The organism is Pseudomonas batumici (assembly GCF_000820515.1).
GTDB lineage: Bacteria > Pseudomonadota > Gammaproteobacteria > Pseudomonadales > Pseudomonadaceae > Aquipseudomonas > Aquipseudomonas batumici.
In genome coordinates this window covers 1-15,432 of record NZ_JXDG01000024.1, presented here as the reverse complement: position 1 = coordinate 15,432, position 15,432 = coordinate 1, and the positions used below count along the sequence as shown (strand labels likewise).

General features: G+C 67.7%; 2 protein-coding genes. Both read left to right on the top strand.

The genetic code is table 11. The features are described from left to right. A partial coding sequence (locus UCMB321_RS10910) for a non-ribosomal peptide synthetase (protein ID WP_157015909.1) occupies positions 1-5,504 on the top strand: 5,504 nt, incomplete at its 5' end. A gap of 4 nt (positions 5,505-5,508) precedes the next feature. Beyond that, positions 5,509-15,432: non-ribosomal peptide synthetase (locus UCMB321_RS10905; RefSeq protein WP_052451142.1), on the top strand; the 9,924-nt coding region annotated here is incomplete at its 3' end.

The window sequence follows — 15,432 nt, the reverse complement described above, 5'->3', positions numbered from 1 at the left end:
AGGTGGTCGAAGCCCTGCAACCGGAGCGCAGCCTCGGCCACAGCCCGCTGTTCCAGGCCATGCTGGTATTGGGCAATACCCCACGGGACCAGGCCCTGGCCCTGCCCGGCCTGGAACTGACCCCACTGCCCCAGGCCAGCGGCACCACCCAGTTCGACCTGAGCCTGTCGCTCAACGACGACGGCGAAAGCATCCGCGGCCAGTTCGAGTACGCCACCGACCTGTTCGACGAAAGCACCATCGCCCGCTGGGGCCGCCACCTGCTGCAGCTGCTCGACGCCCTGCTCGGCGATGTCGCGCAGCCACTGGCAAGTCTGCCGCTGCTGGATCACCAGCAGCGCGAGCAACTGCTGTCGTCGTTCAATCCACCCCGCGAACCCTTGGACGAAAATCCGCAGCGCCTGCCCCACCGGGTCTTCGAGGCACAGGCCGCACTCACTCCGGACGCGGTGGCGCTGGTCTGCACCGGGCAAACCCTCGGCTACGCCGAACTCAATGCCCGGGCCAACCGCATCGCCCATCGCCTGATCGCCCTCGGTGTGCGTCCCGATGACACCGTCGGCCTCTGCGCCCAACGCAGCCCGGAGATGGTGATCGGCCTGCTGGGCATCCTCAAGGCCGGCGCCGCCTATGTACCGCTGGACCCGCAATACCCGGCACAGCGCCTGGCCCACATGCTGGCCGACAGCGCACCACGGGCCCTCGTGCACCAGCAGGGACTGGACGAGTTGCCGCTGCCCGAGGGCCTGGCGACACTTGAACTCGGCGACCCGGCGCACCACCAGGCCCCGGAGCACAACCCCCAGGTGCCAACGCTGAACTTCAGCCATCTGGCCTACGTGATCTACACCTCCGGTTCCACCGGCCTGCCCAAGGGCGTGATGGTGGAGCATCGCGGCCTGCGCAACCTGCTGGACTGGTACCTCGACGACCTGGCGTTCCATGCCGGCGACGCGGTGCTGCTGGCGTCTTCCTACAACTTCGACCTGACCCAGAAGAACATCCTCGCGCCGCTGATGGTCGGTGCCACGCTGCACCTGGCCGAAGAACCGTTCAACCCCGGCGCCATCGTCGCGCAGATTGCCGAGGCCGGTGTGACCCACCTCAATATGTCGCCCAGCGCCTTCCACGCCCTGGTGGACGCCGACCGGCAGCAGGCCATGGCCTGCCTGAAGCGGGTGGTGCTGGGGGGCGAGCCGATTCAGATCGCCATGCTGGAAAAACTCGCCCAGCCACGGCCGGCGGTGATCAACAGCTACGGCCCAACCGAGTGCAGCGACGTCGTCGCCTGGCACACCGCGGACACCGACCTGACGACTTACCGGGATCGCTCGATGCCCATCGGCAAACCGATCCGTAACATGCAGCTGCATGTGCTGGACAGTCACGCCCAACTGGTGCCCGTGGGGGTCCGCGGCGAGATCCATATCGGCGGCGTCGGGGTCGCCCGGGGTTACCTCAATCGCCCGGAACTCAGTGCCGAACGGTTTATCGCCGACCCATTCTGCGAACTGAGCGACGCACGCCTGTACAAGACCGGCGACATCGGTCGCTGGCTGCCCGACGGCACGCTGGAATACCTCGGCCGCAACGACGACCAGGTGAAGATCCGCGGCCTGCGCGTCGAGCTCGGGGAAATCGAGGCCGCCCTCGCCGCCCTGCCGGGGGTTCGCGAAGCGGCGGTGATCGCCCGCGACCCGCAGGACGGACAAGCCGACAGCAAGCGCCTGGTGGCCTATCTGTGCGGCAAGCCGGCAGCGGCCGAGCAACTGCGCACCGAGCTGCTTCAGCGCCTGCCCGGCCATATGGTGCCGAGCGCCTTCGTGGTGCTGGACAAGTTGCCGCTGACCCCCAACGGCAAGCTCGACCGCCGGGCCCTGCCGGAGCCGGGCCAGGAGGCCTACGCCAGCCGGACCTATGAGGCTCCCCAAGGGCCGGTGGAACAGGCCATCGCCGAGATCTGGCAGCAATTGCTCGGACTTGAACGCATCGGGCGCCACGACGGCTTCTTCGAACTCGGCGGTCACTCGCTGCTGGCCGTCAGCCTGATCGAGCGCCTGGCCGCACAGGGCCTGCACGCCAGCGTGCGCACGGTGTTCAGCGCCCCCAGCGTGCGGGAAATGGCCCTGGCCATCAGCCGCGACAGCCACGTCCTGTTCCAGGCGCCGGCCAATCGCATCCCGGCGGGTTGCACGGCACTGACCCCGGACATGTTGCCGCTGGTCGTACTGAACGCCACGCAACTGGAGCGTATTGTCGCCGCCGTTCCCGGCGGGGCCGCCAATATCCAGGACATCTACCCGCTGGCACCGTTGCAGGAAGGCATTCTCTTCCATCACCTGCTCGGCCATGAAGGCGACGCCTACCTGGTGCGCTCGATGCTCGAGTTCGACGACCGCCCGCACCTCGACGCCTTTATCGCGGCCCTGCAGCGGGTGATCGAGCGCCATGACATCCTGCGCACCGCCGTGCACTGGGAGGGCCTGCCCCAGGCGGTGCAAGTGGTGCAACGCCAGGCGCGTCTGCCGGTGCACAGTGTCACCCTCGACAGCCACAAGGACCCGCTGGAGCAGTTGCGCAACCTCAACGATCCGCGGCAACTGCGCCTGGACCTGCGCCAGGCGCCGCTGATGCGCGCCTGCATCGCCCGCGACCCGCACTCCGAGCGCTGGTTGCTGGCGCTGCTCAACCACCATATGGCCAGCGACCATGTGACCCTGGAAATCGTCCTGGAAGAAATCCACGCGATCCTCCATGGCCAGGGCGACCACTTGCCGACCCCGCAACCCTATCGCGACTTTATCGCCCAGACCCAGGCCACCCCAGCCGAAGTCCATGAAGCCTACTTCCGCCGCCGTCTGGCCGACGTCGATGCGCCCACCGCGCCCTTCGACCTGCTGGAGGTCCAGGGCGATGGCAACCACGTCGACGAGGCCGAAGTGCACCTGAGCAGCGAGCTCACCCGGCGCATCCGGGCCCAGGCCCGCGAGCGCGGGATGACCCCGGCGGTGCTGTTCCATGTGGCCTGGGCCCAGGTGCTGGCCCGCTGCACCGGACGTGACGACGTAGTGTTCGGTACCGTGGTCGCCGGTCGCCTGCAAGGTTCGGCGGGCGCTGAGCGGGCCCTTGGGGTGTTTATCAATACCCTGCCGGTGCGGGTGCAACTGGCCACGCAAGGGGCCCATGAGCTGGTGCTGGCGACCCACCGCGACCTCGGCGAGCTGCTGGCCCACGAACAGGCGTCCCTGGCCCTGGCCCAGCGCTGCAGCGGCGTGGCCACGGCGTTGCCGCTGTTCACCAGCCTGCTCAACTATCGCCACCAGAGCGATGACAGCCAATTGCAATGGCCGGGCATGCGCATGCTCGACAGCGCCGAGCGGACCAACTACCCGCTGACCCTGTCGGTCAACGATTACGGCGAGGCCCTGGGCCTGACCGTGCAAAGCGTGCGGCCGGTGGACCCGCAACGCCTCTGTGGCCTGATGCAGCGCGCTCTGGAGCAACTGACCCAGGCGCTGATGTACACGCCGAAAATCCCGCTGACGCAACTGGATGTGCTGCCGCCCGCCGAACGCACCCTGCTGCTGGAAACCTTCAACCAGAACCGCCTGGACTACCCGACGGACGCCTGCATCCAGCACTTGTTCGAAGAGCAGGTACGCTGGACACCCGAGGCCATCGCCCTGGTCGATGCCCACGGCAGCCTCGACTATGCCGGGCTCAACGCCCGCGCCAACCAGCTGGCCCGACGGCTGATCGAGGACGGCACCCAGCCGGGCGAGCTGATCGCGATCTGCGTCGAACGCGGTGCGGCAATGATCGTCGGCATCCTCGCCATCCTCAAGGCCGGTGCCGCCTACGTGCCGCTGGACCCGACCTATCCGGCCGACCGCCTGGCCGCCATCGTCGAGGACGCCCGGCCGCGCCTGCTGCTGGCCGATCCGGTCGGACGCGCGGCGGTGGGCCAATTGAGCGGCCAGACCCGCTACCTGGCACTCGAACAGGCGCAGGCACCGGTGCCGGCAACCGACGCGGAGAATCCACAGCTCGCCGCCAACGCCCTGACCTCAGCGCACCTGGCCTATGTGATCTACACCTCGGGCTCCACCGGCAAGCCCAAGGGCGTGATGATCGAACAGCGCAACCTGGTGGCCTCGACCCTGGCCCGCTGCGCGGTATACGCACCGAACGAGGCGCGGCGCTTCCTGTTGCTCTCGTCGATCGCCTTCGACAGCTCCGTGGCGGGGATCTTCGGCACCCTGATCAGCGGCGGCACCTTGTGCATCCCGGATGCCGAGACCGCCCGCGACCCCGAAGCCGTCGCCCGCTTCATTGGCGAGCAGGCGATTACCACCCTGCTCTGCGTGCCGTCCCTGGGCCGCCTGGTGCTGGGCAGCCTGGCCAGCCGCAAGGGCCACACCCAACTGCGCGAGATGATCGTCGCCGGCGAAGCCTGCCCGCCGCTGCTGGTGCAGGAATGCGCCGGCTTCGAACCGGCCATCGCCTTGTACAACGAGTACGGTCCCACCGAAGGCACGGTCTGGGCCACGGTGCACCGCTGCAGCGGCGCTGAACAGGGCACGGTGCCGATCGGCCGGGCGATCCCCAACACCCGCCTGTATGTGCTCGACCCGCTGGGCCAACCCGTGCCGCTGGGCGTCTCGGGCGAGCTGTACATCGGTGGCGAAGGGATTGCCCGTGGCTACCTGAACCGGCCGCAGTTGAACGCCGAACACTTCCTCGCCGACCCGTTCGGCCTGAGCGACAACGCCCGGATGTACCGCACCGGCGACCTGGTGCGCCAGCGCGGCGACGGTGTGCTCGAATTCCTCGGGCGCAACGATCAGCAAGTGAAGATCCGCGGCTTCCGTATCGAGCCCGGTGAGATCGAAGCGCTGATGCTGACCCTGCCGGGGGTGCGCGAGGCGGCGGTGATCGCCCGCGAAGAGGTTCCGGGCAGCACGCGCCTGGTGGCCTACCTGAGCGTCGAGCCGCACCTGGCCGGGCGCAATGCCAGCCACACCCTGCGGCCATACCTCAGTTCGCAGTTGCCGGACTACATGGTGCCGTCGGCGTTCGTGCTGGTGGAACAGCTGCCACTGAGTCCCAACGGCAAGCTCGACCGCCGCGCCCTGCCGGCCCCGGGTGCCGAAGACTTCGCCCATCGCGAGTACGAGGCGCCCAACGGCGAGACCGAAGAACTATTGGCCGCGATCTGGGCCGACCTGCTGGGCCTGGAAAGGATCGGCCGCCACGACGACTTCTTCGAACTCGGCGGTCATTCGCTGCTGGCGGTGCAGGTCACCCTGCGGGCGCGGGAGACCTTCGATGTCGAAGTGCCCCTGAGGGGCCTGTTCGAACACCCGTCGCTGCAGGCCCTGGCCGACCTGGTCACCACCCTGCAACTGGCGCAGTACGAGTCGGACGAACTGCTGGACCTGCAACAAGAAATGGCTTCGCTGTCTGAAAGCGAACTGCTCGCTATCGTCTCCAAGGATGCTTGATAAATTGAACTCACATAACGATAGTCTCGACCAGTTGAAACGTGCCGCACTGTTGCGCCTGCTCAAGCAGCGCGGCGCCACGCGGACCGTCGATACCGCCCCTGACGACATGGTTGCCGTGGACCGCGAAGGTCCGCTGGCGCTGTCGTTCGCTCAACAACGCCTGTGGTTCCTCGATCAGTTGGACCCGACGGCCAGCGCCGCCTACCACATGCCGGCGTCGTTGGTGCTGCGCGGCAGCCTTGACCAGGGCGCACTCGAGGCCGCCCTGGATCGCCTGGTGGCCCGCCATGAAAGCCTGCGCACCACCTTCCGCCGTGACGGCGAGCAGCCAGTGCAGGTCATCGCCCCGGTCGACTGCGGTTTCAGCCTGGTGCAGCACGACCTGCGCCACCTGCCCCGGGAGCAGGCCGAAGAACAGGCGGCCCAGCTGAGCGAGCGCGAAGCGACTGCCCCTTTCGACTTGCTGCACGGGCCGCTGATCCGTGGCAGCCTGCTGCGCCTGGCCGACGATGAACACCGGCTGCTGATCACCCAGCACCACATCATCTCCGACGGCTGGTCGATCGGCGTGCTGGTCAAGGAATTCGCCGCGCTGTACCAGGCGTTCAGCACCGGCCAGGCCGATCCCCTGCCCGCCCTGGCCCTGCAATACGCCGACTACGCCGCCTGGCAACGCCAACACCTGGAGGGCGAACGCCTGGGCCAGCACGTGGAGTTCTGGCGCAGTCACCTGGCCGGCGCCCCGGCCCTGCTCTCGCTGCCCACCGACCGGCCACGGCCGGCGGTGCAGAGCTACCGTGGCGAGACCCTGGGCTTCGACCTGCCGGTGGCACTGTCCGGCGCTATCACCCGCTTCGCCCAATCCCGCGCGGCGACCCCGTTCATGACCCTGATGGCCGCCTGGGCCGTCCTGCTGGGCCGGATCAGCGGCCAGCAGGACGTGGTGATCGGCACCGTGACCGCCAACCGCGACCGCCAGGACGTGCAGGCGCTGATCGGCTTCTTCGTCAACACCCTGGCCCTGCGCGTGCGCCTGGACGCCAACCCGACCCTCGACCAGGTGCTGCAACAGGTCAAGGAGCTGATGCTGGAGTCCGCCAGCCGCCAGGACACGCCGTTCGAACAGATCGTCGAAGCCCTCAAGCCGCCGCGCAGCGCCAGCCACAGCCCGGTGTTCCAGACCATGCTCTACACCAACGCCGGCGGTGCCGGCGGGCAGTTGCAACTGCCGGGGCTGAACCTGGAGTTCCTGCCGTCGCACAAGGACAACACCCAGCACGACCTGTCGTTGCATATCGACGAAGGCGGCCCGAGCCTGTCCTGCAGCCTGTCGTACTCCACCGCGCTGTTCGACGCCAGCACCATCGAACGCCTGGCGGAGCGCTTCGAGCGCCTGCTGCGCTGTTTCACCGAAGCCCCGCAAACCCGCATCGGCGCCCTGGAGCTGGACCCGGCCCTGGCCCTGCCCGAGGTCAGCCCCCTGGCGCCGACCCCGGCGCGGCTGCCGCTGTCCTATCACCAGGAACGGATCTGGTTCGTCGACACCTTCGAAACCGGCTACCTGTACGAGGCCAATCCGGTCTACCACAACGTCGCCCTGCTGCTGGAGCTGTGCGGCGAACTGCAGGTCCCGGCGCTGCAAAGCGCCCTCGACGGGCTGCTGGCGCGCCACGCCATCCTGCGCTGCCGGGTGCACTCCGACGGTGCCAGGGCCTGGCAGAGCTTCGACGGCCCGGCAAACCTGGTGCTGGAGCAGTTCCAGGGCGCCTTGGGCGATATGCGCGCCCTGGCCCTGGCCGAAACCCGCCGCCCGCTGGACATGAACGGCGGCAGCCTGGTGCGCGCCAGCCTGGTTCGTGCCGACGAGAAAAACGCCGTGCTGGCCCTGGCCGTGCATCACCTGCTGGCCGACCGCACGTCGATGCAACTGATCAAGCGCGACCTGCTGGCCCTCTATGAGGCCGCCTGCGCCGAGCGCGAGGCCACGCTGCCGTCGCTGGCCCTGGGTTACGGCGACTTCGCCGCCTGGCAACGCCAGTTGCCGGCCGCCGTGCGGGAGAACCTGCGGGCCTACTGGAGCTATCAACTGCGCGGCAAGCTGCAAGCCCTGGAGCTGCCGCTCAATCGACCACGGGCGGCGGTCCATGTCTTCACCGAAGCCACCCATGAGTTCGTCATCGAGGCGGCGCTGGTCAAACGCCTTGGCGACCTGGCCCGGGAAGTCGGCGTCAGTGCCGACAGCCTGGCCCTGAGTGCTTTCACTGCCTTGCTACGGCGCTATGCCGGGCACGATGAATTGGTGATCGGCACCACGGCGGCCTGCCGCGAACCGGCCCTGCAGGATGTGGTCGGTCCACTGGACAACCTGCTGGTGATCCGTGGCGCCTGCGACAGCGAGACCACCCTGCAAACCCTACTGGAACAGACCGCCAGCACCCTGGCCGACGCGCACCGCCATCGGCACATGCAGTTCGACCAACTGGTCCTGGCCCTCAATCCGGCCAAGGACATGAGCCGCACCGCGCTGTTCGACGTGCTGTTCAACTTCCAGCAGGCCAGCGACAGCCGCACCTTGATCGCGGGGCTTGCGGTCAACAGCCTGGAAACCAACCTGGGCTACGGAAAGAACGATCTGCACCTGCTGATCAGCGCCGGCGAGCAACAATGGAACGGCCATCTGGCCTACAACGCCGACTTCTTCGACCCTGAATTTATCCAGCAACTGATGCGTCATTACGTGCGCCTGCTGCAGGCCTTTGTCGAGAGGCCGCAACAGCGGGTCGACGACGTTGTCCTGCTGGATGCAGCCGAGCGGCAGCGGCAGATACTCGACTTCAACAACACCGAGGCCGCCTGGCCCGACAACCTGAGCCTGCACCAGCTCTTCGAAGAGCAGGTCCGCCGGACCCCGGACAATATCGCCGTCAACCTCGGCGAGGAACGCCTGAGCTACCGCCAGTTGAACGAACAGGCCAACCGCCTGGCCCATCGTTTGCGCGCCGCGGGTGTGCAGCCGCAAGACCTGGTGGCCATCGTCCTCGACCGCTCGCTGGCGATGATCGTCGCCACCCTGGCGGTGCTCAAGGCCGGCGCCGCCTATGTCCCGATCGATCCGGCATCACCGGCTGAGCGTATCGCCTATGTGCTTCGCGACAGCGGTGCACGCAAGGCCGTCGCCCGCCAGGACATGAGCCCGGCGCTGCTGGCGCTCGGCATCGAGGTCTTCGCCCCCGAGACGACCGAAGCGGCGCGCAACAATGCCGAGGGTGCGACCAACCTGCCTAACGTCAACGCCCCGGATCATCTCTGCTATGTGATCTACACCTCGGGTTCCACCGGCGAACCCAAGGGCGCACTGTTGGAACACCGCAACGTCGTGCGGCTGATGCACAACAATCGCTCGGAGTTTGCCTTCAACGCCGAGGACGTCTGGTCGCTGTTCCACTCCAACGCCTTCGACTTCTCGGTCTGGGAGATGTACGGCGCCCTGCTCTACGGCGGCCGCCTGACCCTGGTGCCCGAAGCCCTGCGTCGCGATCCGGCGGAGCTGCTGGGCTTCCTCGAACGCGAGCAGGTCACGGTGCTCAACCAGACCCCGTCGGCCTTCCTGCAGCTCAGCGCTGCTGCCCTGGCCCGCAGCGATGTGCGCCTGGAACGCCTGCGCTATGTGATCTTCGGCGGTGAAAGCCTGGAGCTGGGCAAGCTCGACGCCTTCCATCAAGCCTTCGGCCATGTGGCGCTGGTCAACATGTACGGCATCACCGAAACCTGCGTGCACGTGACCTACAAGGCCATCGATGCCGCGGATATCGCCGCCGGTATCTCCAACGTTGGCCGGCCGATCCCGACCACCGTGGCCTATGTCCTCGACGCCCAGCAACGCCTGCTGCCAATCGGCGTGGCCGGGGAAATCTGCGTCGGCGGCCTGGGTGTCGGCCGTGGTTACCTGAACCGCCCGCAGCTGAGCGCCGAACGTTTCATCGCCGACCCGCTGCGTCCCGGCGAGCGCCTGTACCGCTCCGGCGACCTGGGCAAACTGCTGGACAACGGCGAGATCATCCACCTGGGCCGGATGGACGCCCAGGTGAAGATCCGTGGTTTCCGTATCGAACTGGGGGAAATCGAGGCCAAGCTGCTGGCCTGTGACGGCGTGCGCGAAGCCCGCGTGCTGGCCCGCGATGACGCCAGCCAGGGCAAGCGCCTGATTGCCTACCTGATCGCCAAGCCCTCGGTCCGCCTGGAAGTGGCGGCCCTGCGCAAGCAACTGGGCGCCACCCTGCCCGACTACATGATCCCCAGCGCCTTTGTGACCCTCGCGGCCTACCCGCTGACCGGCAACGGCAAGCTGGACCAGGACGCGCTGCCGGCTCCGGACCTGGACGCCATGTCCGAGCGCGGCTACACCGCCCCCGAAGGCGCCACCGAACAGGCCCTGGCGCAGATCTTCCAGGAACTGCTGGGGCTTGAGCGGGTGGGCCGTCACGACGGTTTCTTCGAACTCGGCGGCCACTCCCTGCTGGCCGCGCAACTGGTTTCCCGGGTGCGCCAGCAACTGGGCGGCGAGATGATGCTGCGCCAGCTCTTCAGCCATCCGACCGTGGCCGAACTGGCGCGGGTGGTCGGCGGCCTGCAAACGGCGGAGACCGACAGCATCGAGCCGATCGAGCGCAGCGCGCCGTTGGCGCTGTCCTTCTCCCAGCAACGCCTGTGGTTCCTCGACCAGCTCGATCCCGGCGCCAGCAGTGCCTACCACATGCCGATGTCGCTGCTGCTGCGCGGCGATCTCGACCGGGACGCGCTCAAGGCCGCGCTCGACCGCCTGGTGGCGCGTCATGAAAGCCTGCGCACCACCTTCGAACGCCACGGCGAGCAACCGGTGCAGATCATCGCCCCGGCCGACTGCGGTTTCGCCCTGGCCGAGCAGGACCTGCGCACGCTGTCCTACGAACAGGCCGGCCTCAGCGCCTCGCGTATCGGCAACAGCGAAGCCACGGCGCCCTTCGACCTGCGCCAGGGTCCGCTGATTCGTGGGCGTCTGCTGCGCCTGGCCGATGACGAGCACATCCTGCTGATCACCCAGCACCACATCATCTCCGACGGCTGGTCGGTGGGGGTGCTGGTCAAGGAGTTCGCCGCTCTTTACCAGGCCTTCAGCCAACACCAGGCCGACCCGCTGCCGGCCCTGTCGATCCAGTATGCCGACTACGCCGCGTGGCAGCGCCGGACCTTCACCGGCGAACGCCTGGCCGAGCAAGCCGACTTCTGGCGCGGCCACCTGGGCGGTGCCCCGGCGCTGCTGTCCCTGCCCACCGACCGCCCCCGCCCGGCGGTGCAGAGTTACCGTGGCGGCGACGTAGCGGTGCAAATCGACCCGGTGCTGCGCGAGCGCCTGGAACGCTTCTGCCAGGCCCACAACATCACCCTGTTCATGGCACTGCTCAGTGCCTGGTCAGTGCTGATGGCGCGCCTGGGCAACGAACGCGATGTGGTGATCGGCGTACCGACGGCCAACCGTGGTCGTACCGAAACCGAAAACCTGATCGGCTTCTTCGTCAACACCCTGGCCCTGCGCGTGGACCTGAGCCAGAACCCGAGCGTGGAACAACTGCTGGAACAGATCCGCCAGACCACCCTGGCGGCCCACGAGCACCAGGACATTCCGTTCGAGCAAGTGATCGAGGCCTTGCAGCCGCCGCGCTCGCTGAGCCACAACCCGCTGTGCCAAGTCGCCCTGTCGCTGGACAATACCCCGGCGGCCGTCGAGCTGAGCCTGCCGGGGCTGAGCCTGGTGCCCGTGGCCCAGGCCCATGAAACCGCGCAATTCGACCTGATGCTGACACTGGGCAACACGGACGGCTCGCTGGCCGGGGTGATCGAGTACGCCAGCGACCTGTTCGACCGCTCGACCGTGGAGCGCTTCGCCCAGCACTTCCAGATCCTGCTCGAAGCGATGGTCGCCGATGTCACACAACCGGTGCTCGGCTTGCCATTGCTCAGCCCGGCACAGCGCCAGGCCTCGCCGGCGCTGCTGCCGCCGAAGGCGGTTTTCGCCGTGGAGCAACTGATTCACCAGCGCTTCGAAGCCCAGGCGGCGAAGCATCCGCAACGCACCGCCCTGGTTTTCGGCGAACAGACGCTGACTTACCAGGCCCTCAACCGCCGCGCCAACGGCATTGCCCGCGCCCTGCTCGCCCAGGGGGTGCGCCCCGACGATCGGGTGGCGATCCTTACCCTGCGCGGCGTCGACATGCTCTGCGCGGTGCTGGCCGTGCTCAAGGCCGGCGCGGCCTACGTGCCGCTGGACCCGGCCTACCCGACCGAACGCCTCGGCTACCTGCTGGACGACAGCGCCCCGGTAGCGCTGCTGGCACAGTCGGCCTGCCTCGACGCCCTGCCGGCACACAGCGTACCGGTCCTGACCCTCGACGAACTGAACCGCGAAGACGCCGCCTTCGACAGCAGCCTGGACCTGAACCCGCAGGCCGGCGACCTGGGCCTGGCGCCGCAGCACCTGGCCTACGTCATCTACACCTCGGGCTCCACCGGTTTGCCGAAGGGCGTACTGGTGGAACACGGCAACGTCGCCCGCCTGTTCGATGCCACCACCGGGCTGTTCGACTTCGACCACAACGACACCTGGACGCTGTTCCACTCCTTCGCCTTCGACTTCTCGGTCTGGGAAATCTGGGGTGCCCTCAGTTACGGCGGCAAGCTGGTGATCGTGCCAAGCGACGTGGCCCGTTCACCGGATGACTTCTACGCGCTGGTCTGCCGGCAGCAAGTCACGGTGCTGAACCAGACGCCGAGCGCCTTCCGCCAGTTTATCGAGGCACGCGCCCGCAGCGAGGAGGAGCACGCGCTGCGTGAAGTGATCTTCGGCGGCGAGGCCCTGGACTTCCGCAGCCTGCGCCCCTGGACGGCCACCACTCCACTGTCACGCACCCGCCTGGTGAACATGTACGGCATCACCGAGATCACCGTGCACGCCACCTACTACCCGGTCAGCCAGGCCGAGATCGACGCCGCAGCCCCGAGCCTGATCGGCCCGGCGCTGCCGGACCTGTGCCTGCGCATCCTCGATGACTACCAGCAACCGGTACCGGTGGGGGTCAATGGCGAGATCTATATCGGTGGCGCCGGGGTCGCCCGACATTACCTGAACCGCGACGCGCTGAACGCCGAACGTTTTATCGCCGACCCGTACTCCGATGCACCGGGCGCGCGGCTCTATCGCACCGGCGACGTGGCCCGTTACCGTACCGACGGCGGCGTGGTCTACGTCGGCCGCAATGACTCGCAGATCAAGATCCGTGGCTTCCGTATCGAACTGGGTGAAATCGAGGCGCAACTGCTGGCCTGTGCCGAAGTCCGCGAAGCCCTGGTGACCGTGCGTGAGGACCAACCGGGTGACAAACGCCTGGTGGCCTACCTGATCGCCGAAGACGGCTGCGCCCCCGAGTCCTCGGCCCTGCGCAGCCAACTGGCCGGCGTGCTGGCCGAGCACATGCTGCCGAGCGCCTTCGTGACCCTGGCGGCCTGGCCGCTGACCACCAACGGCAAGCTCGACCGCGCGGCCCTGCCGGCACCGGACTTGTCCGCGGCGGTGAGCCGTGACTACGAAGCGCCGCTGGGCGAGATCGAAATGACCCTGGCCGGTGCCTGGCAAGAATTGCTCGGCGTTGAGCGCGTCGGTCGCCAGGACCACTTCTTCGAACTCGGCGGTCACTCCTTCCTGGTCATCAGCCTGATCGAGCGCCTGCGCCAGGCCGGCCTGCAACTGGATGTGCGCACGGTGTTCTCGGCGCCGACCCTGCAGGCCATGGCCACCGTCCTCGCCGGCGGCAGCAGCGCCGAACGGGTGGTCCCGGCCAACCTGATTCCCGCCGATTGCACCGCGCTGACCCCGGACATGTTGCCGCTGGTGACCCTGAGCCAGGCGGAGATCGAGCAGATCGTCGCCGACGTGCCCGGTGGCGCCGGCAATGTGCAGGACATCTACCCGCTGTCATCCTTGCAGGAAGGCATCCTCTTCCACCACCTGCTGCAGTCCGAAGGCGACGCCTACCTGATGCGTACCGTGGTGACTTTCACCACCCGCGCGTTGCTCGACAACTTCCTGGCCGCCGTGCAGGTGGTGATCGACCGCCATGACATCCTGCGTACCGCCCTGCGCTGGCAAGGTCTGCCGCAACCGGTGCAGGTGGTCCATCGCCGGGCACAGCTGCCGGTGGTCAGCCTGGACAGCATGCCCGGTGAAGACGCCTTGCAGATGCTGCGCGAGCGTACCGACACCCATCACCTGCGCCTGGACCTGCAACAGGCGCCGCTGATCGCCGCGTACGTCACCTACGATGCCCAGCGCGAACAGTGGCTGCTGGCATTGCTCGACCATCACCTGGTCAGCGACAACGTCACCCTGCGCCTGATCATGCTGGAGATCCAGGCGGTGCTGGCCGGCCAGGCCGACAGCCTGCCGCCGTCGCAGCCGTATCGCAATTTCATCGCCCAGGCCGCCAGCGTTTCCCAGGCCGAGCATGAGGCCTACTTCCGCCGCCTGCTGGCCGATGTCGACGCCACCACCGCGCCTTATGGCGTGCTGGATGTGCGCGGCAACGGTGCCGGCATCCAGCGCGCGGTGGAGCACCTGGGCGAAGACCTCAGCGCCCGGGTCCATCGCAGCGCGCGGGTCCAGGGCGTGCCGACCTCGGTCCTGTTCCACGCGGCCTGGGGCCTGGTGGTCGCGGCCACCAGCGGCCGCGACGACGGGATCTTCGGCACCGTGCTGTCGGGGCGTTCCCAGGGCACCACCGGCGCCGACCATGCGTTGGGGATGTTCATCAATACCCTGCCGATGCGCATTCGCCTGCAACACCACAGCGTGCGCGACATCGTTCAGGACGCCTACCAGCAGCTCAGCGAACTGCTGACCCACGAACAGGCGCCGCTGGCCCTGGCCCAGCGTTGCAGTGCGGTGGACGCGTCGTTGCCGTTGTTCACGGTGATCCTCAACTGCCGTCACGGCGACCTGGTGAATGCCTCCGGGGAGAACGTCGAGGACATGGGCGAGCATGAAGGCATCCACTTCATCGCCTCGGAAACCCGCACCAACTACCCGATCGAAATCGCCGTGGCGAACGTGGCCGGCGGCTTCTCCCTGACCGCACAATCCATCAGCGGCATCGATCCGCGACGCATTGCCACCTACCTCGGCCAGGCCGTTGCCGCACTGGTCGACGCCCTTGAGCAGGATCCGTCACGCCTGGCCGCCAGCCTGGAAGTGCTGCCTGCAGCCGAGCGCACGCTGCTGCTCAACGACTTCAACAACACCGCGACAGACTTCGGCCCGGCCGAGCCGATCCATGCCCTGTTCGAGACCCAGGTCCGCGCCAACCCCGACGCCGTGGCCCTGGTCTGCGAAGACCGGCAACTGAGCTACCGCCAGCTCAACCGTCGCGCCAACCACCTGGCCCGGCAGCTGCTGGCCCTCGGCGTGCAGCCGGACGAACGTGTGGCGATCTGTGCCGAACGTAGCCTGGAGATGATTGTCGGCCTGCTTGGTGTGCTCAAGGCCGGTGCGGCTTACGTACCGATCGACCCGGCGCACCCGGCCGATCGCATGGCCTTCATGCTGCAGGACAGCCAACCCCGTGCCCTGCTGACCCAGGCCGCGTTGTCGTTGCCGTCTGGCGATACGCCGCTGTTGCTGCTCGACACCGCCGAGTCGCTGCGGGCCGCAGATGATGACGCTTTCGACGAAAACCCAGTGGTTCCGGGCCTGGCGCCCGAACACCTGGCCTATGTCATCTACACCTCCGGTTCCACGGGCCAGTCCAAGGGCGTGATGGTCGAGCACCGTTCGGTGTTCAACTTCTGGCAGGTGCTGACCCGCACCACCCACCAGCATTGCCCGACACCGGCCACCGTG